The organism is Streptomyces sp. A 4/2 (assembly GCF_940670765.1).
In the GTDB taxonomy this organism is placed as follows: domain Bacteria; phylum Actinomycetota; class Actinomycetes; order Streptomycetales; family Streptomycetaceae; genus Streptomyces.
Genome location: NZ_CALNVW010000001.1, coordinates 134,002 through 155,233 on the forward strand (window position 1 = coordinate 134,002; position 21,232 = coordinate 155,233).

Here is a 21,232-nt window from a genome sequence, read left to right on the forward strand (position 1 = left end):
TCCGAAGGTCTGGCCGGTCAACGCGACGATGGCCGGTGCATGCGGAACCGCCCGCCCCCGTGAGGGGACGGGCGGGGAAAGAACCGGCGTCAGGCCGAAGCCGTACCGGCGGCAGGGGCCGAAGAGGTGTCGGCGTCCTCTTCGGGGGCGTCGGCAGCGGTCCTGGCCGCCACCGCACGCTCTTCCGCCGCGGCGCTGATCTCACGCCACGCGGATTCCGCCGCCTGCTGTTCCGCTTCCTTCTTGCTGCGGCCGGTGCCGGTGCCGTACGAGACACCACCGACGCGAGCAGCAGCGGTGAAGGTCTTCTCGTGGTCCGGACCGGTCTCACTGACCAGGTACTCCGGAACCCCGAGACCTTCGCTTGCGGTGAGTTCCTGAAGACTGGTCTTCCAGTCCAGGCCCGCGCCGAGGTTGGAGGACAACTCGATGAGGGGGTCGAAAAGCCGGTGCACCAGCTCCGATGCCGCTTCGAGGCCCTGATCGAGATAGACGGCGCCGATCACCGCTTCCAGGGTGTCGGCGAGAATGGACGCCTTGTCCCGCCCGCCCGTGCCTTCTTCACCGCGGCCGAGCCGGATGAAGAGACCGAGTTCGAGCCCACGGCTGACCCCTGCGAGCGCACGCGAGTTGACCACCGCGGCCCGGAGTTTGGCCAGCTGGCCCTCCGGGAGATCGGGGTGGGTGCGATAGAGCGTGTCCGTGACCACCAGGCCGAGCACGGAGTCCCCGAGGAACTCCAGTCGCTCGTTGGTGGGCAGACCGCCGTTCTCGTACGCGTACGAACGGTGGGTCAGCGCACGCACCAGAAGGGCGGACTCGAGTGTGTACCCGAGCCGCCCTTCCAGAAGCGTGTGGGACGAGGCATTGTCCGTCTTGTTGACGTCAGACATTGCGCCTCTCACCAGCCGCTCAGACCTCGAGGACCTGGCGCTTGTTGTAGGTGCCGCAGCTCGGGCACGCGATGTGCTGGAGCTTCGGCTCCTGGCAACGCTCACACGTAACCAGGGTGGGGACCGCAGCCTTCCACTGCGACCGGCGGTGGCGCGTGTTGCTGCGCGACATCTTCCGCTTCGGAACAGCCACGGCTACTTCTCCTGCTTCTCGTCGACGCCAGGCTCGGCGCCGTCAACGTTGTCCTTCTCGTCGACCTGGCCGGTCCCGACGAGTCCCTGCAGCGCCGCCCAACGTGCGTCGACGGCGTCATGGTGGTGACCGGGTTCGTCGTCCAGCCTGATTCCGCATTCGGAACACAGGCCGGCGCAATCCTCCCGGCACACCGGCTGCATCGGCAGTGCGAGCACCACCGCATCACGCAGCACGGGTTCGAGGTCGAACAAGCCGTCCTCAAGTGGGGTGATTTCCTCGTCCTCGTCGTCGGCACTGTCAGCCGGGTCCGCCTTCTTGCTGCGGCCCCGGTCGTCGGCTTCGGGGTACGAGAACATCTCCTGGAAATCCGCTTCGAGCTCTCGCTCCAGCGGCTCCAGACACCTTACGCACTCCCCCTTGGCGGATGAACGGGCGGTGCCTGTGACAAGCACCCCGTCCATGACCGACTCAAGGCGGAGCTGGATTTCGACCGGAGCGCCCTCGGGCACTCCGATGACCCCTTCGATACCGAAATCCTTGGGGGCTGCGACCGAGCGGGTGAGCCGCTGGAGCGCACCGGGACGCCGACCCAGCTCGTGTGTGTCGAACACGAGGGGGTTGCGGTGGTCGAGGCGGGCGTTCAGGGCTCTTCCTGCTTTCGGATCGCTGAAGAATAGGGCGCCGCCACGTCGGAAACCGTCCGGAGACCATCGGAACGGGCAGCACGGATCGCGGAGATACGGGCGACCGAAGAGCCAGGATACTGGACCGGCCGCCATAGACCCAATCGGCCCCTTCGGGACCGGAAAGCTCCTAGCGTCCCTGTTCGTACTCGCGGAGCTGATCGAGGTTGATCATGCTCGTGTCGAAGAGGCTGGTCTCGTCGAGGGCGCTCTGCTGCGGGGCCTGCTGCGGGAGCTGCTGCGGCTGGATCTGCTCGGGCTGCTGGTACGCGTAGGGGTCCTGCTGCTGGGGCTGCTGATAGCCGTACGGGTCCTGCTGGTATCCGTACTGCTGCTGGTACGCGTAGGGGTCCTGCTGCTGGGGCTGCTGGGGCTGCTGATAGCCGTACGGGTCGTACGTCTGCTGGGCCGGGACTTCGGCCTGCCGCTGCGGAAGGGCCTCCGGCTGCGCCTGGGCCGCCAGCGGCGCGGGCATCGACGCGGGCTGCTGAGCCGGGACGGCCGGCTGCGGCTCGGCCAGGTCCGACAGGAAGTCCGCGTCGCTGCTGTGCCGGTGGCCCATCTCGTCCTGCTCGGCCATGTGTACACCGAGCTCGTCGGAGGCGACCCGGCCGTGCAGCTTCTGCCGGCCGCGCCCCACCGCTTCGAGCGTCTTGGCCAGTACGGCCTCGAAGGCGCCCAGCTTGGTGTCGACGTACTCGTCGGCCCGCTCCCTGAGCGTCTCCGGGTCGTGACTGCGCTCCGGGGCCTCCGGGTCCTCGTACCCCTGTTCGTCCAGACCCGGGCCGCGGCCGAGCAGCTTCTCGCGCCCGCGGTCGACGGAGCCGATGGTCTTGGTGAGGACGACCTCGAAGTTCGCCAGCTTGGAGTCGACGTAGTCGTCGGCCTCGGCGCGGATCTCCTCGGCGTCCCGGCGGGCCTCCGCGAGGACGCGGTCGGCCTCGTCCTGGGACTGCCGGGCGACCTCCGTGTCGGAGATCAGGGAGCCGCGATGGGCATGGGCCGCCTCGATGATCCGGTCGGCCTCGATACGGGCCTCCTCGACCATCTGCTCGCGGCCGCCGATCAGTTCCTGTGCCTGCGCCAGGGACCCCGGCAGGGCCTCGCGCATCTCTTCGAGCATCGCCAGCAACTCGGCGCGGTTGACCACGCAGGAGGCCGACATGGGCATGGACCTGGCGCTGCCGACCGTGTCGACGATCTCGTCGAGTTTCTTCTGCACGTCCACCGTGTGCTCGCCACCTGTTCTTCCGGCCTGGAGACGGACGGGGACGACTGTACGGCCAGTCGGCGCCCGCCCGACACCGGGTGACGCATGGTCAGTTCATCGCTTCTCGCCGAGGCGCTGCACCAGGGCCTCGTGGACGAGCGACGGCAGCAGGTGCGAGACGTCTCCGCCCCAGGTCGCGACCTCTTTGACCAGACTGGACGAGAGGAAGCTGTAGGTGGGATTGGTGGGGACGAACAGCGTCTCGACACCGGAGAGCCCGTTGTTCATCTGGGCCATCTGAAGCTCGTAGTCGAAGTCGCTGACGGCACGCAGCCCCTTCACGATGGCCGGGATGTCGCGCTGCTTGCAGAAGTCGACGAGCAAGCCGTGGAAGGACTCGACCTCGACGTTCCCGAGATCGGCGGTCACCTCACGGATCAGCTCGATCCGCTCGTCGATGGAGAACAGACCGTGCTTCGACTGGTTGATCATCACGGCCACATGTACGACGTCGTACAGCTTCGACGCTCGGGCGATGATGTCGAGGTGTCCATTGGTGATGGGGTCGAACGACCCCGGACAGACGGCGCGGCGCAACTGAAGTCCCTCGTTCCCGGGTCCGGTCATCGTGCGTCTTCGCACGTAAAGGCGGCGCGACCGTACCAAAGCGTGCCCTCGCCGTAGCGACGGGCCCGCAAAGGCTCAAAACCCTTGGGCCACTTGAATTCTCCGCCTCGTGTGCTCCGTTCCACCGTGACGAGGGCATCGCCGCTGAGCCACCCCTGGGCACGGAGTGTGAGCAGGATCTCGCGAAGATCGCCATCGGTCACGGCGTACGGGGGATCGAGGAAAATCACGTCGTACGGGGCTTCGGGCGCCGGTCCCGTCACGATCTGCTCCGCTTTGCCCGTCCGTACCTCCGCCCCGGGGAGACCCAGGGTGCGTACGTTGTCACGGACGGTCGCCGCGGCCCGGACGTCGGCCTCGACCAGCAGGGCGTGCACCGCGCCGCGGGAGAGCGCCTCCAGACCGACGGCGCCGGATCCCGCGTACAGATCGGCGATCCGGGTCCCCTCCAGGGTGCCGAGGAGCGCTTCCCAGGTCGAGAAGAGCCCTTCGCGCGCGCGGTCGGATGTGGGGCGGGTGCCGTTGCCCGGCGGAACGGCGAGGCGGCGCCCGCCGGCCGTACCGGCGATCACGCGGGTCATCTCAGTCCTTCTCGGTGAGCGGAGTCAGTCCTGGTCGGGCTCCTGTCCCGTCAGTCTCTCAGCCCTTGTCGAGATACTGCTCGCGGTCCTGGTCGAGGAGGGCGTCCAGCGCGGTCCTCAGTTCGGGCAGGTTCGTCAGCTCGGGGTCGGCGGCGACGACCCTGGCGGCCTCCTCACGGGCCGCGGCGATGACTTCCTCGTCCTCGATGACGGCGAGCATCCGCAGCGAGGACCGCACACCGGACTGCGCCTGGCCCAGCACGTCGCCCTCACGGCGCTGTTCGAGGTCGATGCGGGAGAGCTCGAAGCCGTCGAGCGTGGCGGCCACCGCGCTGAGTCTGGCCCGGGAGGGGCCGGCCTCGTGGGCCTCGCTCACCAGCAGACAGAGACCGGGTGCCGAGCCGCGGCCCACCCGGCCGCGCAGCTGGTGCAGCTGGGATACGCCGAACCGGTCAGCGTCCATGATCACCATGGCGGTGGCATTGGGGACGTTGACGCCGACCTCGATGACGGTCGTGGCGACCAGCACGTCCACCTCCCCCGCGGCGAAACGGCGCATCACGTCGTCCTTGTCGTCGGGCGCCATCCGGCCGTGCAGCATCTCGATGCGCAGTCCCTTCAGCGGGCCCCCGGAAAGCTGTCCGGCGATGTCCACCACGGCGAGCGGCGGCCGTTTGTCCGCCTCCGGCTCGTCCCCGGCGGCCCGCTTCTTGTTCTTCGGCTCGTCCTCGCCGTCCCCGATGCGCGGGCACACGATGTAGGCCTGGTGTCCGTTCTCCACCTCTTCGCGCACCCGCTCCCAGGCGCGGGCCAGGAAGTGCGGCTTGTCCTTGGCCGGTACGACGTGGGTGGCGATCGGCGAGCGGCCCGCCGGAAGCTGGTCGAGGACCGAGGTCTCCAGGTCGCCGAACACCGTCATCGCGACCGTGCGGGGAATGGGCGTCGCCGTCATGACGAGCAGGTGCGGCGGCTGCTTGCCCTTGCCGCGCAGGGCGTCGCGCTGCTCCACCCCGAACCGGTGCTGCTCGTCGACGACCACCAGGCCCAGGTCGTGGAACTGCACCTTGTCCTCGATCAGCGCGTGCGTCCCGATGACGAGCCCGGCCTCGCCGGTGACCAGGTCGAGCAGCGCCCTGCGGCGGGCGGGCACCCCCATGGAGCCGGTCAGCAGGACCACCTTGGTGGACTCCTCGGCGCCGCCCAGTGTCCCGCCCTCGGCCAGCTCGCCCATCATCTCGGTGATGGACCGGTGGTGCTGCTGCGCGAGCACTTCGGTGGGCGCGAGCATCGCGGCCTGACCGCCCGCGTCGACCACCGCGAGCATGGCCCGCAGCGCGACCATCGTCTTCCCGGAACCGACCTCGCCCTGGAGCAGGCGGTGCATCGGATGCTCGGCCGCGAGCTCGCCGAAGATCTCCGCGCTGACCTTCTGCTGCCCTTCGGTGAGGGTGAACGGCAGCTTGGCGTCGAAGGCGTCGAGCAGCCCGCCCGGTACGGGTTTCCTTGCCACGGCGGGCAGTTGGGTCTCGGCGTGCCGCCGTCGGGCGAGCGCGACCTGGAGGACGAATGCCTCGTCCCACTTCAGCCGGTCCCGTGCCACGGCGACATCGGCCCTGGACTGCGGGCGGTGGACCTTCAGCAGCGCCTCGGGCAGCGTGGTCAGCCCCCGTCCGTCGCGCAGCGCGGGCGGCAGCGGATCGGCGGCCTCCCGGGCGCTGGGCAGCACCGCGGAGACCGCTTTGGCGATCTTCCAGGACTCCAGGCCCTTGCAGGCGGGGTAGATGGGGATCAGTTCGTTCGCCCAGGCCTCCACGGCGTCCGCGTCGGTGTCGTCGTCCAGCAGCTCGTACGTGGGGTGGGCGAGCTGGAGCTTCTGGTTGAACTTGGAGACCTTGCCCGCGAACATCGCACGACGGCCGGGAAGCAGCTCCTTGTGCGGCTTGTGGATGCCCTTGCCGAAGAAGACGAGCTGGAGACGGCCGCTCCCGTCGGTGATGTTCACCTCCAGACGCTTGCCCCTGCCCTGGTTGAAGGTCAGCACCCGGGCGTCGGCGACCTGCGCGAAGACGGTGACGTGTTCGTCCAGGGGCAGTTCGGCGAGCGGGGTCAGCTCGCCACGCTCCGCGTATCTGCGGGGGTAGTGGTGCAGGAGGTCGCCGACCGTGTGCAGGTCGAGGTGCTCGGCCATCACCTTCGCGGTGGGGGCTCCGAGCGTGTTCTTGAGTGGTTCGTCGAGCGCGGGCACAAGGTCCATTGCACACCATGGGTGTGACAGCGGGTGGTTCCCGGCGCGGGGTGCGGGGACGGGGGGATGCGGGGACGGGGGGATGCGGGGACGGGGGGTGCGGGGGCGGGGCGGCGGGCCGGGCTCCGTGCCGCTCCGCCCACTGCGCCTACTCCACGCCGATGAGCAGCGGCGCCGCCTGCACGCCGCCGTCGTAGACCACCGTGTCGACCGCCAGGTGCCCGCCCCGTACGAACGCCTCCAGCCGGTCGGCGACAGCCACCGGCACCCCGTCGCCCAGTACCAGCGTGACCAGTTCGCCGCCTGCGGACAGCATCCGGTGCAGCACCGTCTCCGCCGTCGTGGCCAGGTCCGCCCCGATCACGGCGACATCGCCGTCGATCAGGCCCAGTACGTCGCCCGCCTGGCAGATCCCCGCGCTCGTCCAGGACTGCCGCTCGGCGACGGCCAGTTCGGCGTAGCGGGTGGCGCCCGCCGCGGCCGTCATGGCGACCACGTCCTCGTCGAAGCGGCGTTCGGGCTCGTGCACGGCCAGGGCCGCGACTCCCTGGACAGCCGCCCGGGTGGGGACGAGCGCCACCCGTACGCCCTCCGCCCTGACCTGTTCCGCCGCCGCGGCGGCCGTGTGCCGCAGCGCCGCGTCGTTGGGCAGCAGGACGACCTCCCGGGCGTGTGCGCGCCGGATCGCGTCGACCAGTTCGCCGCTCGCGGGCGGCTCCCCGGGGCGGGCGAGCACCGTGGTCGCGCCCGCCTCCCGGCACAGCCCTGCCAGGCCTTCGCCGGGCACGACCGCGACGACCGCGCGCTGTACCTGTTCGCGCTCGGGTGTTCCGGCGGAGCCGAAGTGGGTGATGCGGATCCGGTAGGGGCGTCCTGCGTCGACCCCGGCCTCCACGGCCGCCCCCGCGTCGTTCACGTGCACATGGACGTTCCAGAGACCGTCGCCGCCGACGACGACGAGTGAGTCACCGAGCGCGTCGAGCCGGGTACGGAGCCGGGCCACCGCGTCGTCCGCCGCCTCCAGGAGGTAGATCACCTCGAAGGCCGGTCCGCCGTCGGCCGGGCAGTCCTCGGTGAAGTGGGGTGGCAGGACCGGCGCGGCCCGCCGCCGCTCGGCCACCGGGGCCTCGCCGGAGAACGCCCCGGCCAGCGCGGCGAGCACATCGACCAGGCCGCGCCCGCCCGCGTCCACCACGCCCGCACGCCCGAGCACGGCCAGTTGTCCGGGGGTCGCGTCCAGTGCCGCGCGCGCCCCCTCGTGGGCCGCGCGCGCGACCGCCGTACAGCCGCCTCCCGAGCCACCGGCCACGACGGCCGCCTCGGCCGCTGCCGTGGCCACCGTCAGGACGGTGCCCTCCACGGGGTGGGCGACCGCCTGGTACGCCGATTCGGCCGCCCGGCGAAGTGCGGCGCTCAGCAGTTGTGAGTGATCATCGTCACCTGCCGGAGTACCGAGGACCTCGGCCATGCCGCGCAGCAACTGGGCCAGGATCGTCCCCGAGTTGCCCCGGGCGCCGATGAGCGCGCCGTGCGCCATGGCCCCCATCGCGTCGGCCAGCGCGGGAGCGGATGCGCCGTCCACGGTCCCGTGCGCGGTGAAGACCGCTTCCACCGCCTGAGCAGCGGATTCCACGGTCAGGTACAGGTTGGTGCCGGTGTCCCCGTCCGCGACCGGATAGACGTTGATCGCGTCGATCTCCTCGCGGTCCCTGCCCAGCGCTTCGAGCGCCAGTGAGCACCAGGTGCGGACCACGACGGCGTCCATCTCGTCGGGCAGCTGCGGCACCTGGAGCCTCCTTGAGCAGCGGGGTTGCACCGCAGGGTAGACCCGGGTCCGGGAGAGGCTGCCGGGAAGGGAGCGGTGCGGGTCATGGTAGTTTCGTTCTACCGACGCAGTCGTTGTATGCTGCTTCGGTTGCCCGATGAGAATCGGGCCATTCCCCCGGTACCGCCACTTCAGTTAATGATTCCGGCGCGCCGGAATTCACTGTAAGTGCATCTGAAGTCTTTGGAGTGACCCGTGGCTGCCAACTGCGACGTCTGCGGCAAGGGGCCGGGCTTCGGCAATAGTATTTCGCACTCGCACCGCCGTACGCCGCGTCGCTGGAATCCCAACATCCAGCGCGTGCGTGCCGTGGTCGGTCGGACGCCGAAGCGGCTCAACGTCTGCACATCGTGCATCAAGGCCGGCAAGGTCTCGCGCTAACGCCGACGGTTCGTCGTTGCGCAGCCCCTTGCGGTTGCCTTGAAAAGCCGGTCCACCTCGGTGGACCGGCTTTTCTCATGCCCGCACGCTGTCTCATGCCCGCACGCCGTCTACGCGGAGCGCAGCCGCCAGCCGTGGTCCACCGGGCCGATGCCGGCCCCCAGCGGGAAGCCGGCCGCGATGGCACCCGTGACGTACTCCTTGGCCGCGACGACCGCGTCGGGTACGGCACGGCCGTGCGCCAGATACGAGGCGACCGCCGAGGCCAGCGTGCACCCGGTGCCGTGCGTATGGCGGTTGTCGTAGCGGGGCGCCCGCAGCCAGTGCTCCTCGCCGCCGTCCGTCAGCAGATCGACCGCGTCGCCCGCGAGATGGCCGCCCTTGATCAGCACCCACTTCGGGCCGTGGGCCAGTACGGCCGCCGCCGCCCGTGGCAGGTCCGCCTCCGACTCCACCCGTACGCCGGTGAGCTGGGTCACTTCGTCCAGGTTGGGCGTCGCGACCGTCGCCGTGGGCAGCAGCTCGGTCCGTACGGATTCGAGCGCCTCCGCCGCGAGCAGCGGATCCCCGTGCTTGGAGATCCCCACCGGATCGACGACCACCGGGGCGTCCGTCCCGGACAGCAGCGCGGCGACCGTCTCGACGAGTTCGGCTGACGACAGCATTCCGGTCTTCACCGCCTGCACGCCGATGTCGTCGACCACGGCCCGGTACTGGGCGCGTACGGCGTCTGCGGGCAGCTCCCACGCCCCGTGCACACCCAGCGAGTTCTGTGCGGTGACCGCGGTGAGCACGCTCATCCCGTGCACGCCCAGCGCCAGCATCGTCTTCAGGTCGGCCTGGATACCCGCACCGCCGCCGGAGTCCGATCCGGCGACGGTGAGGACCAGCGGGGGCGCCGTCACGAGGGGTCGTCCCCGAAGTGGTCCCAGCCGCCCTTGCTGGTCCACGGCGCTCCGTCGACCGTCACATGGGGCAGCGCCGACGGGTTGAGCACCTCGCCGATCACCTTCCAGCGGGCGGGCAGCTTCACGTCCGGCGGGAAGGTCGCCACGATCGCGTGGTCCTCTCCCCCGGTGAGCACCCACTGGAGCGGGTCGACACCGACCGCCTGGCCGATGTCGCTCATCTGGGTCGGGACATCGATCAGCCCGGCCCGCAGGTCGATCCGGACCTTGCTGGCCTCGGCGATGTGACCGAGGTCGGCGACCAGCCCGTCGCTGACGTCGGTCATCGCGGTGGCGCCGAGTCCGGCAGCCGCGGGGCCCGCGTGGTACGGCGGTTCGGGGCGACGGTGCGCCTCGACGAAGGCGCGCGGCGAGCGGAATCCGCGGGAGAGCACCGCGTAACCGGCGGCCGACCAGCCCAACCACCCGGTGACGGCGACGACATCGCCGGGCATGGCTCCGGATCTGGTGACCGGCTCGTGGTTGCGGAGGTCACCGAGGGCGGTGATGGAGACGGTGATGGTCTCGCCGCGTACGACATCACCGCCGACCACGGCCGCGCCGGCCACCTGGCACTCGTCGCGGATGCCGTCCATCAGCTCGGTCGGCCAGGTGACCGGGAGTTCGGCGGGCACCACCAGGCCCAGCAGAATCGCGGTGGGCACCGCGCCCATGGCCGCGATGTCCGCCAGGTTCTGCGCGGCGGCCTTGCGGCCCACGTCGTACGCCGTGGACCAGTCCCGGCGGAAATGCCGCCCTTCGAGCAGGATGTCCGTGCTGGCGACCACCCGCCGGTCGGGTGCGGCCACGACCGCGGCGTCGTCGCCCGGTCCCAGCCGTACCGCCGGCGTGGTCGTGAGCCGGGAGGTGAGCTCTCTGATCAGCCCGAACTCCCCGAGCTCCCCCACAGTGCCCTTCATCGCCCCTCGCCTCTCATCGTGATCCCGGACATCAGGTCCGGCCTGCTTGTCGGCTGTTTCCCGCCGGGGCCCCGGGCGCGGTCCCGGCAGGGGACGGCGTCCCCGTGCGGACAGCGCATCGCCGTACCCCTTCGGCCCCGGTCCACTCGCGGTCGCGGGCCGTCACTGCTGTAGGTACCGTCAATCGGGTACGTCAACCCTGTATCCCATACGCCCCGAACGCGTGGCACTGCCGGGCGCGCAGGTCTCCCCGCTGCCCGGAACGACGCGATACCGTGGCGTCCCTTTATCCCCCACATGATCCTCGTGGCCGCCTTGGAGGTTCCGTGGTACAGGCGTACATCCTCATCCAGACCGAAGTGGGCAAGGCGACCGCCGTCGCCGAGCTCGTCGGCAAGATCCCCGGGGTGATCCAGGCCGAGGACGTGACCGGCCCCTACGACGTGATCGTCCGGGCGCAGTCCGACACGGTCGACGAACTCGGCCGCATGGTGGTCGCCAAGGTCCAGCAAGTGGACGGCATCACACGAACCCTGACCTGCCCGGTCGTGCACATCTAGCCCCCGTCTACGCTGGGCCGGTGACGTCTTCCCGCCATCGGCTCCTGACGCTTTCCGCCCTGGCCCTGCTGCTGGCTGCCGCGGGCTGCTCATCGACGGACGACGCGACATCGGTCGCGGTTCCCGAGCCGCCCGCGGACCAGGTCGAGCTGTGCAGGGCACTCGACAAGGAGCTGCCGAAGACCGTCGCGGGGCAGAACCGCTCCGAGCTGGCGCCGAAGTCCGAACTGACCGCGGGATGGGGGGATGCGGCGATCGTACTGCGCTGCGGTGTCCCGCGCCCCGACGGGATGGACGATCCGCAGGCCAAGGCGGTCGAGGCGGACGGGGTCAACTGGATGCTGGAACAGCGGGCCGACGGCCCGCGGTTCACGACCACCTACCGCAAGGCCTACGTCGAGGTGACCCTGGGGCAGAAGTACGCCCATGACGTCACCCCGCTCTCCGACTTCGCGAGCGCCATCAAGAAGACGGATCCGTCCAGCCTCTAGAACCTGTCCCGGACCGCCGGGCCCCGCCGGACCGGACGGCCCGGCGGCAAGCCCTGCTCAGCGCAGCCCTGTCGAGCGGTCGAGCGCGGCCTGGATCAGCCGGTCCACCAGCTCCTGGTAGCTGACGCCGCTCTCCTGCCACATCCGCGGGTACATGGAGATCGGGGTGAACCCCGGCATCGTGTTGATCTCGTTGATGACGAACCCGCCGTCCTCGGTGAGGAAGAAGTCGGCGCGCACCAGGCCCTCGCAGGACACCGCGTCGAACGCCTCGACCGCGAGCCGCTGCACCTCGGCGGTCTGCTCGGCGGTCAGCGGCGCGGGCACCAGACCGGCCGCGGACTCCCCGGGGATGTACTTCGCCTCGAAGTCGTAGAAGTCGTGCGCGGTGACCGGCGGGATCTCGGCGGGCACGCTGGCCCGCGGTCCGTCCGGGAACTCCAGCACCCCGCACTCGATCTCACGGCCGCGCAGCAGCGACTCGACGAGCACCTTCGGGTCGTGGCGCTGCGCCTCCTCGACGGCGTCGTCCAGGCCCGCCAACGAGTCGACCTTGGTGATGCCCATCGAGGAACCGCCCCGGGCGGGCTTCACGAAGAGCGGCCAGCCGTGCTCACCGGCGAAGTCCACGATCTTCTTGCGGGCAGCGGCGGGGTCCCGGCTCCACTCGCGGGGCCGGATCACCTCGTACGGGCCGACCGGCAGCCCGAAGGAGATGAACACCCGCTTCATGTACTCCTTGTCCTGGCCGACGGCGGAGGCGAGCACGCCCGCGCCGACGTAGGGCACACCGGAGAGTTCCAGCAGACCCTGCAGGGTGCCGTCCTCGCCGTACGGACCGTGCAGTACCGGGAAGACCACGTCGACGTCGCCCAGCGCCTTGGGCACCGAGCCCGGCTCGCTGTAGACGACCTCACGGTTGCCGGGGTCGACGGAGAGCACCACGCCGCCCTCGATGGGCTCGGCGATCTCGGCCACCGTCGGCAGGGTGCGGTCGGTGATGGCCATCCGGTCGGGATCGTCCGCGGTCAGCGCCCAGCGGCCGTCCGTCGTGATGCCGATGGGCAGCACGTCGTACTTCGTACGGTCGATGGCGCGCAGCACCGCGCCCGCGGTGACCACCGAGATGGCGTGTTCGGAGCTGCGCCCGCCGAAGACGACCGCCACACGCGGCTTACGACGCTGCTGCTCAAGGCTCTGGGAGGAGTTCTCGCTGCTCATATCGCGTTGAGGGTACCTGCTGGTACGTGCCGAGTTCAGCGTCGCTCGGCCTTGGCGCTGCGCGACATCAGTTCCTTCAGCGCGACGACCGGCGCCTTCCCGTTGTGGACGATGTCCACAACGGTTTCCGTGAGCGGCATTTCGACGTCGTGTCGCCGGGCCAGATCGGCCACCGACTCACAGGACTTGACGCCTTCGGCCGTCTGGCTGGTGGCCGCGATGGCCTCCTGGAGCGTCATGCCACGGCCGAGGTTGGTGCCGAAGGTGTGGTTGCGCGAGAGCGGTGACGAACAGGTGGCGACCAGATCGCCCAGGCCCGCGAGGCCGGAGAAGGTCAGCGGGTCCGCGCCCATCGCCAGCCCGAGCCGGGTGGTCTCGGCCAGGCCGCGGGTGATCAGCGATCCCTTGGCGTTGTCGCCCAGGCCCATGCCGTCGGCGATCCCGACGGCGAGACCGATCACGTTCTTGACGGCGCCGCCGAGTTCACAGCCGACGACGTCGGTGTTGGTGTACGGGCGGAAGTACGACGTGTGGCAGGCGGCCTGGATGCGCCGGGCCACCGCTTCGTCCTGGCAGGCGACCACGGCGGCGGCGGGCATGCGGCCGGCGACCTCCCGGGCGAGGTTGGGCCCGGTGAGTACGGCGACACGCTCTGCGGGGACCTTGGCGACCTCCTCGATCACCTCGCTCATCCGCTTGGCCGTGCCGAGTTCGACGCCCTTCATCAGCGAGACGAGGACGGTGCCGGGGTGCAGCAGGTGCGCCCAGTCCGTGAGGTTGGCGCGCAGCGTCTGCGAGGGCACGGTGAGCACCGTGAACTCGGCGTCGCGGGCGGCCTCCGCGGGGTCCGTGGTGGCCCGTACCGTCGCGGGGAGTTCGATCCCCGGCAGGTAGTCGGGGTTGGTCCGGGTGGTGTTGATGGCGTCGACGAGACCGGCGCGACGCCCCCAGAGGGTCACGTCACAGCCCGCGTCGGCCAGGACGACGGCGAAGGCCGTGCCCCAGGATCCACTGCCGAAGACGGCTACTCGCGTCACTTGGTGCCCTCTCCTGCGGCCTTGCGCCGCGCTGTTGCGCGGGCCTTGCGGTGGTCGTACGGTTCGGCGGGCGCCTTCTCCCCGCGCAGCTCCTCCAACAGGGCGGTGACAGCGGCCATGATGGTCTCGGTCGCCTCCCGGAGCACCTCGGGGGTGGGTTCCACGCCGTCGAACCGGCTGAGGTCGACCGGCGGTCCGGCCTTCACCTCCAGCGTCTTGCGCGGGAAGAAGCGGACCTTCTTCTCGGTGGCGTACGGCGGCATGGCCAGGTTGGCGCCCCACTGGGCCACCGGAATGACCGGCGCCCTGGTGAGCAGCGCGGCCCGCGCCACCCCGTTCTTCGCGGTCATCGGCCACTGGCCGGGGTCGCGGGTGAGGGTGCCCTCGGGGTAGAAGGCGACGCACTCACCACGCTGCACGGCGTCCACAGCGGCCCGGAAAGCACCGAAGGCGTTGGAGGACTCGCGGTAGACCGGGATCTGCCCGGTACCGCGCAGCAGCATCCCGACCACCGGGACCTTGAACAGCGCCGCCTTCGCCAGGAAGCGGGGCACCTTGCCCGTGTTGTACTGGAAGTGACCGTAGGAGAACATGTCGAGATACGAGTTGTGATTGACCGCGGTGATAAAGCCGCCGTCCTCCGGCATGTGCTCCATTCCGCTCCAGTCCCGCTTGAACAGAACCAGCAACGGCGGTTTAGCAATGACCGCCGCGAGGCGGTACCAGAAGCCGATTCTGCGGCGGGACACCCGGACACCTTCCACTAGGACCTCAACTCTGCCTGGCTGTCGAACACGTCACGTCTCGCCCCAGGCCCCTGCTCTGTCGAGAACACCGTACGCCCGGCCCGGCCCGCCCGGTATCGCGGGCTCAGGCCACAATGGGGCCGATGCCGAACATGGATCGGACCGTCAACTGGTCCCTGGTGGTACCCCTGAAGCCCCTGGCGCTGGCGAAGAGCAGACTCGCACCGGCGGCGTCCGACGCGGTGCGCCCGGGGCTCGCGCTGGCCTTCGCGCAGGACACGGTGGCGGCGGCGCTGGCTTGTTCCGCGGTACGTGATGTGGCCGTCGTCACCAACGACGCACTGGCCGCGGTGGAACTGGCCGCACTGGGTGCCCGGATTGTGCCGGATATCTCCGCGAGCGGGCTCAACCCGGCGCTGGCGCACGGTGCGCGTTCGGTCCGTGCGCTGCGCCCCGGTGCGGCCGTGGCAGCACTGAATGCCGATCTTCCGGCGCTGCGCCCGGAGGAATTGCTGCGGGTACTCGAACGGGCCGCTGATTTTCCCCGCGCATTTCTGACGGACGCCGCGGGAATCGGCACGACTTTACTGACAGCGACGCCGGGCACGGAATTGATCCCGGCTTTCGGTGGCCTTTCACGGGCCCGGCATTCCGCGTCGGGAGCGGTGGAAATACTTCTCGATGACGTCCGTTCGGTGCGCCAGGACGTGGACACCGGGGACGATCTGCTGGCCGCGGTGGCCCTGGGCCTCGGCCCGCACACGGCCGTACGGTACGCGGCCACGGCGGGGTGACGGTCCGGGCCGGCGCCGGCAGCCCGACCTCTGTCGCGCACCAGGTCGTAAGCTTCGGGCATGCAGGCGACCGCGTACACGTACGACTCCGAGTCCCGCAGCGGCAGCGTGCTGCTCGACGACGGCACCCCGGTGGCTTTCGGCGCCCCGGCCTTCGACGCGGGGGGCCTGAGACTGTTGCGGCCCGGACAGCGGGTACGGATCGAGACGACGGGCGAGGGCGACTCCCTGAACATCTCGCTGGTGACGCTCCAGACCTTCTGAAACCCGCGCACAGCCCGCGCACGCAGCACGACACACGGCAGAACGCACCGCGGGCCGGACTCCCGAAGGAGTCCGGCCCGACGCGTGGGTGGCCCGTGCCGCCTACTTCTTCCTGGCGGTGGCCTTCTTGGCGGTGGTCTTGCGCGCCGTGGTCTTCTTCGCGGGCGCCTTCTTGGCCACGGTCTTCTTGGCCGGCGCGGTCTTCTTGGCGGTGGCCTTCTTCGCAGTGGCCTTCTTCGCCGGGGCGGCCTTCTTCGCGACCGCCTTGGCCGTGGTGGCCTTCTTGGCCGTGGTGGCCTTCTTGGCCGCCACCGTCTTCTTGGCGGCGGTCTTCGCTGCCGTGGTCTTCTTCGCGGCCGTCTTCTTGGCGGCGGTGGCCTTCTTGGCCGCGGCCTTCTTGACGGTCGTACGGGTGGAAGAACCGCCCGAGAGGCTGCCCTTGGGCGCCTTCTTCACGGCCACGTCGTTCTTCGGGAGCTTCTTCGAGCCGCTGACGAGGTCCTTGAAGCCCTGGCCCGCGCGGAAACGCGGCACCGAGGTCTTCTTGACCCGTACGCGCTCACCCGTCTGCGGGTTGCGGGCGTAACGGGCCGGACGGTCGACCTTCTCGAACGAGCCGAAGCCGGTGACCGATACACGGTCGCCGCCGACAACTGCGCGGACGATCGCGTCCAGTACGGCATCGACAGCGTCTGCGGCCTGCTGGCGGCCACCGACCTTGTCGGCAATGGCCTCTACGAGCTGCGCCTTGTTCACGTCTTCCCCTTCGGAGACATTGCCCGAACGAAACTGTTCAGGCTTTTTCGCACGTTAGGCAGATATATACCGCAAATCAAACACGAAACGGTCTAATCACCCTTGTGCCGCAACGAACTCAACCGCTGCGGAGTTGCACCAAGGGAGTTGCCATCGGGGAATCGACCCTCGTCGAGGTCCTTCATCAACCGGTCCAGCCGCGTTGCTGCATCGGTGAGATCGTGCTTCGCCGTGGCCGTGATGACCAACAGCTTCCGGGACAGCGCCATCCTTACGCCCTCCGGGACTTGCAGTTCACGCACCCTTGTGTGCGCTTCTTTCATTTGTTCGGCGACTTCCGCGTAGAGCTTGAGTTGGTTGTCGCGTCCCATGCGCCGATTGTGCCATCTGGGGCGAGTTGTCGCCCGACGGGGGCTCAACAAGCGACTGCGCCCCCTGCCGGCTGGCAGGGGGCGCAGTCCTGAATAAGTGCTGCTCAGGCGTTAATTGTACGCGGCTTGAAGGCCGGTCGGGCCGCCTCGTAAGCCGTGATGTCCGCTTCGTTCTGAAGGGTGAGGCTGATGTCGTCCAGGCCGTTCAGCAGCCGCCAGCGGGCGTTCTCGTCGAGCTCGAAGTCGGCGGTGATGCCCTCCGCGAGCACCTGGCGGCTCTCCAGGTCCACCGTGACCTCGGCGGTCGGATCGGCCTCGGTCAGCTCCCAGATGGCGTCCACGATCTTCTGGTCGAGAACCACCGTCAGGAGCCCGTTCTTGAGCGAGTTCCCGCGGAAGATGTCGGCGAACCGGGACGAGATCACGGTCTTGAAGCCGTAGTTCTGCAGGGCCCACACCGCGTGTTCGCGGGAGGAGCCGGTACCGAAGTCGGGACCCGCGACCAGCACCGTCGCGCCCTTGCGCTCGGGCTGGTTGAGCACGAACTGCGGGTCCTTGCGCCAGGCCTCGAAGAGCCCGTCCTCGAAGCCGTCGCGGGTGACCTTCTTCAGCCAGTGGGCCGGGATGATCTGGTCGGTGTCGACGTTGCCGCGGCGCAGCGGGACGACCCGGCCGGTGTGCTTGGTGAAAGCTTCCATGGAAATCAGGCCTCCACGAGGGTCGGAGCGTCGGACAGGTCGGCCGGCGAGGCCAGCCGGCCCAGCACGGCGGTGGCGGCGGCCACCTGCGGGGAGACCAGGTGCGTACGGCCGCCCTTGCCCTGCCTGCCCTCGAAGTTACGGTTGGAGGTGGACGCCGAACGCTCGCCGGGCGCGAGTTGGTCCGGGTTCATGCCCAGGCACATCGAGCAGCCCGCGTGCCGCCATTCGGCGCCCGCCGCGGTGAATACCTTGTTCAGGCCTTCCTCGACGGCCTGCAGGGCGACGCGTACCGAGCCCGGGACGACCAGCATCCGTACCCCGTCGGCGACTTTGCGGCCTTCCAGGACGGCCGCCGCGTTGCGCAGGTCCTCGATACGGCCGTTGGTGCAGGAACCTACGAAGACCGTGTCGACCTTGATGTCACGCAGCGGCTGCCCGGCGGTCAACCCCATGTATTCCAGGGCCTTTTCGGCGGCCAGACGCTCCGAGGCGTCTTCGTACGAAGCCGGGTCGGGGACGCTGGCGGAAAGCGGGGCGCCCTGGCCGGGGTTGGTGCCCCAGGTGACGAACGGGGCCAGTTCGGCGCCGTCGATGAACACCTCGGCGTCGAAGACCGCGTCGTCGTCGGTGCGCAGGGTCTCCCAGTACTCGACCGCCGCGTCCCAGTCCGCGCCCTGCGGGGCGTGGTCGCGGCCCTGGAGGTAGTCGAAGGTGGTCTGGTCGGGGGCGATCATGCCCGCCCGCGCACCCGCCTCGATCGACATGTTGCAGATGGTCATGCGGGCTTCCATCGAGAGCTTCTCGATGGCGGAGCCGCGGTACTCCAGGATGTAGCCCTGGCCACCGCCGGTGCCGATCCGGGCGATGATCGCCAGGATCAGGTCCTTGGCCGTGACGGAGTCGGGCAGTTCGCCCTCGACCGTGATGGCCATCGTCATGGGGCGGGCCATCGGCAGCGTCTGGGTCGCCAGCACGTGCTCGACCTGCGAGGTGCCGATCCCGAACGCCAGCGCTCCGAAGGCACCGTGGGTGGAGGTGTGGCTGTCACCGCAGACCACCGTGGTGCCCGGCTGGGTCAGACCCAGCTGCGGCCCCACGACGTGGACGACACCCTGCTCGACGTCGCCCAGCGGGTGCAGTCGCACGCCGAACTCCGCGCAGTTCTTGCGCAGTGTCTCCAGCTGGACCCGGGAGACCGGGTCCGCGATGGGCTTGTCGATGTCGATGGTCGGGGTGTTGTGGTCCTCGGTGGCGATGGTGAGGTCGAGGCGCCGCACCGGCCGGCCGTTCTGGCGCAGGCCGTCGAACGCCTGCGGGCTGGTCACCTCGTGCAGCAGGTGCAGATCGATGAAGAGGAGGTCGGGCTCGCCTTCCGCGCGCCTGACGACATGGTCGTCCCAGACCTTCTCCGCGAGTGTCCTACCCATCGCTTTCCCTCCGGCCGGCGCCTTCGCCGGCCCAACTAGAAATCGGGCGTCCCCGTCCGAACCCCCGTACCGGGCGGGCAACTGCGAGTCGTTGTACGACCGCCCCTACAGGTTGGCAAGTTCCCTGGAAAATTGAACTTGCGTTTCACAGAGTGAGACGCGAGTATCGTTGCATGGACAACTCTAGCGGCGTCGGCGTTCTCGACAAGGCAGCTCTGGTATTGAGCGCTCTGGAGTCCGGTCCGGCCACCCTCGCCGGGCTGGTCGCGGCGACCGGGCTCGCACGACCCACGGCACACCGGCTTGCCGTGGCACTGGAACACCACCGTCTGGTGGCGAGGGACATGCAGGGCCGGTTCATACTCGGCCCCCGCCTCTCCGAGCTCGCCGCGGCGGCGGGCGAGGACCGGCTGCTGGCCACGGCCGGACCGGTACTGACACATCTGCGCGACGTCACCGGTGAGAGCGCCCAGCTCTACCGGCGCCAGGGCGACATGCGGATCTGCGTGGCGGCGGCGGAGCGGCTGTCGGGGCTGCGGGACACCGTCCCGGTCGGCTCCACACTCACCATGAAGGCCGGTTCGTCCGCCCAGATCCTGATGGGCTGGGAGGAGCCCGAACGTCTCCACCGGGGGCTCCAGGGCGCCCGGTTCACGGCGACGGCGCTCTCGGGCGTCCGGCGCAGGGGCTGGGCCCAGTCGATCGGCGAGCGCGAGCCCGGCGTGGCCTCGGTCTCCGCTCCGGTACGCGGGCCGTCGAACCGCGTGGTCGCCGCGGTCTCCGTATCGGGACCGATCGAGCGGCTGACCCGGCACCCGGGGCGGATGCACGCCCAGGCGGTCATCGACGCCGCGGGCAGGCTCTCCGAGGCGCTGCGCCGTACCGGCTGAACCACCCACCCGCACATCCAGTCCCCGAGGCCGCCCCAACGTCGTGGCGGCCCCCGTCCCCCACTGCCGCGCTCATCCGCGACGAATTCCCAACTCGGCATACAGAAAAGGTCCTTCACCGAAGTGAAGGACCTTCCTCATGGGTACCCCCGACCGGATTCGAACCGGCGCTACTGCCGTGAGAGGGCAGCGTGCTAGGCCGCTACACAACGGGGGCTTGTACTGCGGTTGAGCAACTACGCTGGGCTACCAGGACTCGAACCTAGAATGACGGTACCAGAAACCGTTGTGTTGCCAATTACACCATAGCCCATGGTGGAGTACCCCCGACCGGATTCGAACCGGCGCTACTGCCGTGAGAGGGCAGCGTGCTAGGCCGCTACACAACGGGGGCCCTAGCGATCCTGCATCAAGTTCATCGGGTGCGACCCTGAAGAACTCACGGGAAGGATCTGTACCCCCGACCGGATTCGAACCGGCGCTACTGCCGTGAGAGGGCAGCGTGCTAGGCCGCTACACAACGGGGGCTTGTACTGCAAGGATTGCTACTACTGGTTTTGCGCTGGGCTACCAGGACTCGAACCTAGAATGACGGTACCAGAAACCGTTGTGTTGCCAATTACACCATAGCCCACCAAAGCGCAACCCCTTTATGGGGTCTTGCTCGGCTTGCGCTGTCCGCTCCGGCCTTCCGGCCCGGTCGGGCGGCGCAAGAAGAACATTACCTGAAGGTGGACGGCGCTCCAAAACGGGTATCGCCCCGCAGCAGGCCGGGTAGCCGGCCGAGTCCGGTGATCCGGACCAGTTCGGGCCGCCCTCCGCGATCTTGGCGGTCGAGCCAGACCGCGGACAGTCCGGCGGCGAGCGCACCGGCCGCGTCGATGTCCGGCTGATCTCCGACGTACAGGACCTCCCCCGGTACGAGCCCCAGGGCGTCACAGGCTGCGTGGAAGGCCCCCGGTGCGGGTTTGGCGACGCCCAGTTCGGCGGCGCAGACCAGCACCTCGAACCGGTCCCGTACACCGAGCGTGCGCAGTTTGTGTTCCTGGTTGTGGGCGGCGGAGTTCGACAGCACGCCATGGCGGTAGTCCGCCGTCAGCTGGTCCAGGGCCGGCAGGAAGTCGGGGAAGAGCTCCCAGGCGGCCTCGTAGCGGGCGAGATGACGGGCGAACCAGGCGTCCGCCGCCTCGTCGCTCAGTGCCCCGCCCGTGAACGAGCGGACCCGGTCGCGGCGCTGGCCCTGCCAGTCCGTCTCCCCTGCCGAGAAACGCGCCCAGCACTGGTCGGTGATCTCCCGCCAACGGACGAGGGCCTGCTCGACGGACTCGTATCCGTCGGGCAGGCCCTCGGCCTCCAGATGCTGTCGCATGCCGATGCGGTCGGCGCTGGTGTAGTCGAAGATCGTGTCGTCGATGTCCCAGAGGATCGCGCGTATCTGCATGTGTTCCAGCCTAGGACGGCAACAC

General features: G+C 69.5%; 24 protein-coding genes and 5 tRNA genes. 6 read left to right on the forward strand and 23 right to left on the reverse strand.

Annotated elements, in window-relative coordinates:
- Window positions 1–89 precede the first annotated feature (89 nt).
- The 8 genes from rnc to NBY69_RS00625 form a co-directional block, all read right to left on the reverse strand.
- Window positions 90–893 (reverse strand): ribonuclease III, encoded by an 804-nt coding sequence (gene rnc / locus NBY69_RS00590; RefSeq protein ID WP_250297559.1) that lies wholly within the window; start codon window positions 891–893, stop codon window positions 90–92.
- A 19-nt stretch (window positions 894–912) separates the two neighbouring features.
- Entirely contained in the window at window positions 913–1,086 is a 174-nt protein-coding gene (rpmF, locus tag NBY69_RS00595; protein WP_250297561.1) for a 50S ribosomal protein L32, read from the reverse strand.
- Window positions 1,087–1,088: 2 nt separating this feature from the next.
- Window positions 1,089–1,733, reverse strand: coding sequence for a DUF177 domain-containing protein (locus NBY69_RS00600; protein WP_250297612.1), 645 nt, complete (start codon window positions 1,731–1,733; stop codon window positions 1,089–1,091).
- Between the two features lie 169 nt (window positions 1,734–1,902).
- Window positions 1,903–3,000 (reverse strand): cell division initiation protein, encoded by a 1,098-nt coding sequence (locus tag NBY69_RS00605; RefSeq protein ID WP_250297562.1) that lies wholly within the window; start codon window positions 2,998–3,000, stop codon window positions 1,903–1,905.
- Between the two features lie 96 nt (window positions 3,001–3,096).
- The gene (gene coaD, locus NBY69_RS00610; protein ID WP_250297613.1) at window positions 3,097–3,579 is read right to left on the reverse strand and encodes a pantetheine-phosphate adenylyltransferase; all 483 of its coding nucleotides are present in this window, start codon (window positions 3,577–3,579) and stop codon (window positions 3,097–3,099) included.
- 26 nt (window positions 3,580–3,605) lie between these two features.
- The gene (gene rsmD / locus NBY69_RS00615) at window positions 3,606–4,190 is read right to left on the reverse strand and encodes a 16S rRNA (guanine(966)-N(2))-methyltransferase RsmD (RefSeq protein ID WP_250297564.1); all 585 of its coding nucleotides are present in this window, start codon (window positions 4,188–4,190) and stop codon (window positions 3,606–3,608) included.
- 58 nt (window positions 4,191–4,248) lie between these two features.
- Window positions 4,249–6,444: an ATP-dependent DNA helicase RecG gene (recG, locus tag NBY69_RS00620; RefSeq protein WP_250297565.1), complete on the reverse strand. Its 2,196-nt coding sequence runs from the start codon at window positions 6,442–6,444 to the stop codon at window positions 4,249–4,251.
- A gap of 139 nt (window positions 6,445–6,583) precedes the next feature.
- Window positions 6,584–8,221: a DAK2 domain-containing protein gene (locus tag NBY69_RS00625; RefSeq protein WP_250297567.1), complete on the reverse strand. Its 1,638-nt coding sequence runs from the start codon at window positions 8,219–8,221 to the stop codon at window positions 6,584–6,586.
- 234 nt (window positions 8,222–8,455) lie between these two features.
- On the opposite strand from NBY69_RS00625, the gene rpmB reads away from it, so the two are divergent.
- A complete protein-coding gene (gene rpmB / locus NBY69_RS00630) occupies window positions 8,456–8,641 on the forward strand; it encodes a 50S ribosomal protein L28 (RefSeq protein WP_028426177.1) in 186 nt (61 codons plus the stop codon).
- Between the two features lie 110 nt (window positions 8,642–8,751).
- Here the strand turns inward: rpmB and thiD are convergent, their stop codons facing one another.
- Both thiD and NBY69_RS00640 read right to left on the reverse strand, forming a co-directional pair.
- A complete protein-coding gene (thiD, locus tag NBY69_RS00635; RefSeq protein ID WP_374211174.1) occupies window positions 8,752–9,573 on the reverse strand; it encodes a bifunctional hydroxymethylpyrimidine kinase/phosphomethylpyrimidine kinase in 822 nt (273 codons plus the stop codon).
- Window positions 9,543–10,508 carry a thiamine-phosphate kinase gene (locus NBY69_RS00640; RefSeq protein ID WP_250297569.1) on the reverse strand — a complete coding sequence of 322 codons (966 nt, stop codon included), beginning with the start codon at window positions 10,506–10,508 and terminating at the stop codon, window positions 9,543–9,545. Before NBY69_RS00640 ends, thiD begins: the two co-directional genes overlap by 31 nt.
- A 326-nt stretch (window positions 10,509–10,834) precedes the next feature.
- On the opposite strand from NBY69_RS00640, the gene NBY69_RS00645 reads away from it, so the two are divergent.
- Window positions 10,835–11,068, forward strand: coding sequence for an Lrp/AsnC family transcriptional regulator (locus tag NBY69_RS00645; protein ID WP_250297571.1), 234 nt, complete (start codon window positions 10,835–10,837; stop codon window positions 11,066–11,068).
- A gap of 20 nt (window positions 11,069–11,088) precedes the next feature.
- Window positions 11,089–11,559 carry a DUF3515 domain-containing protein gene (locus tag NBY69_RS00650; RefSeq protein ID WP_250297572.1) on the forward strand — a complete coding sequence of 157 codons (471 nt, stop codon included), beginning with the start codon at window positions 11,089–11,091 and terminating at the stop codon, window positions 11,557–11,559.
- 57 nt (window positions 11,560–11,616) lie between these two features.
- Here NBY69_RS00650 and NBY69_RS00655 read toward each other — a convergent pair whose 3' ends face one another.
- Genes NBY69_RS00655 through NBY69_RS00665 form a run of 3 tightly spaced genes read right to left on the reverse strand, consistent with a single transcriptional unit; the run spans window position 11,617 to window position 14,566 of the window.
- Window positions 11,617–12,780 (reverse strand): D-alanine--D-alanine ligase family protein, encoded by a 1,164-nt coding sequence (locus tag NBY69_RS00655; protein ID WP_250297573.1) that lies wholly within the window; start codon window positions 12,778–12,780, stop codon window positions 11,617–11,619.
- 35 nt (window positions 12,781–12,815) lie between these two features.
- Entirely contained in the window at window positions 12,816–13,817 is a 1,002-nt protein-coding gene (locus tag NBY69_RS00660) for an NAD(P)H-dependent glycerol-3-phosphate dehydrogenase (RefSeq protein WP_250297575.1), read from the reverse strand.
- Window positions 13,814–14,566 carry a 1-acyl-sn-glycerol-3-phosphate acyltransferase gene (locus NBY69_RS00665; RefSeq protein WP_250297577.1) on the reverse strand — a complete coding sequence of 251 codons (753 nt, stop codon included), beginning with the start codon at window positions 14,564–14,566 and terminating at the stop codon, window positions 13,814–13,816. Before NBY69_RS00665 ends, NBY69_RS00660 begins: the two co-directional genes overlap by 4 nt.
- 140 nt (window positions 14,567–14,706) lie before the next feature.
- Here NBY69_RS00665 and cofC point away from each other — a divergent pair, with 140 nt between their 5' ends.
- Window positions 14,707–15,357 carry a 2-phospho-L-lactate guanylyltransferase gene (cofC, locus tag NBY69_RS00670; protein ID WP_250297579.1) on the forward strand — a complete coding sequence of 217 codons (651 nt, stop codon included), beginning with the start codon at window positions 14,707–14,709 and terminating at the stop codon, window positions 15,355–15,357.
- A 60-nt stretch (window positions 15,358–15,417) separates the two neighbouring features.
- Complete coding sequence (locus NBY69_RS00675; RefSeq protein ID WP_250297580.1) at window positions 15,418–15,621, forward strand: hypothetical protein; 204 nt, start codon at window positions 15,418–15,420, stop codon at window positions 15,619–15,621.
- A gap of 102 nt (window positions 15,622–15,723) precedes the next feature.
- Here NBY69_RS00675 and NBY69_RS00680 read toward each other — a convergent pair whose 3' ends face one another.
- From NBY69_RS00680 to leuC, 4 genes are all read right to left on the reverse strand, one after another.
- On the reverse strand, window positions 15,724–16,377 hold the full coding sequence (locus tag NBY69_RS00680; protein ID WP_250297581.1) for an HU family DNA-binding protein: 654 nt from the start codon (window positions 16,375–16,377) through the stop codon (window positions 15,724–15,726).
- Between the two features lie 92 nt (window positions 16,378–16,469).
- Window positions 16,470–16,748 carry a hypothetical protein gene (locus NBY69_RS00685; protein WP_250297583.1) on the reverse strand — a complete coding sequence of 93 codons (279 nt, stop codon included), beginning with the start codon at window positions 16,746–16,748 and terminating at the stop codon, window positions 16,470–16,472.
- 104 nt (window positions 16,749–16,852) lie between these two features.
- Window positions 16,853–17,446 (reverse strand): 3-isopropylmalate dehydratase small subunit, encoded by a 594-nt coding sequence (gene leuD, locus NBY69_RS00690; protein ID WP_250297585.1) that lies wholly within the window; start codon window positions 17,444–17,446, stop codon window positions 16,853–16,855.
- 5 nt (window positions 17,447–17,451) lie between these two features.
- Window positions 17,452–18,876 (reverse strand): 3-isopropylmalate dehydratase large subunit, encoded by a 1,425-nt coding sequence (gene leuC / locus NBY69_RS00695; protein ID WP_250297587.1) that lies wholly within the window; start codon window positions 18,874–18,876, stop codon window positions 17,452–17,454.
- Window positions 18,877–19,049: 173 nt separating this feature from the next.
- Between leuC and ndgR the strand changes: the two genes are divergently transcribed.
- Window positions 19,050–19,766: an IclR family transcriptional regulator NdgR gene (gene ndgR / locus NBY69_RS00700; RefSeq protein ID WP_250297589.1), complete on the forward strand. Its 717-nt coding sequence runs from the start codon at window positions 19,050–19,052 to the stop codon at window positions 19,764–19,766.
- Window positions 19,767–19,910: 144 nt separating this feature from the next.
- Here the strand turns inward: ndgR and NBY69_RS00705 are convergent.
- The 6 genes from NBY69_RS00705 to NBY69_RS00730 all read right to left on the reverse strand — a co-directional run bounded on the left by NBY69_RS00705 (window position 19,911) and on the right by NBY69_RS00730 (window position 21,207).
- A tRNA-Glu gene (locus tag NBY69_RS00705) sits at window positions 19,911–19,983 on the reverse strand.
- 24 nt (window positions 19,984–20,007) lie between these two features.
- Window positions 20,008–20,079 (reverse strand) — tRNA-Gln (locus tag NBY69_RS00710).
- A gap of 8 nt (window positions 20,080–20,087) precedes the next feature.
- A tRNA-Glu gene (locus tag NBY69_RS00715) sits at window positions 20,088–20,160 on the reverse strand.
- Window positions 20,161–20,221: 61 nt separating this feature from the next.
- Window positions 20,222–20,294, reverse strand: a tRNA-Glu gene (locus NBY69_RS00720).
- 34 nt (window positions 20,295–20,328) lie between these two features.
- Window positions 20,329–20,400: transfer RNA gene (locus NBY69_RS00725), tRNA-Gln, on the reverse strand.
- 87 nt (window positions 20,401–20,487) lie between these two features.
- A complete protein-coding gene (locus tag NBY69_RS00730; RefSeq protein WP_250297591.1) occupies window positions 20,488–21,207 on the reverse strand; it encodes an HAD family hydrolase in 720 nt (239 codons plus the stop codon).
- Window positions 21,208–21,232 lie beyond the last annotated feature (25 nt).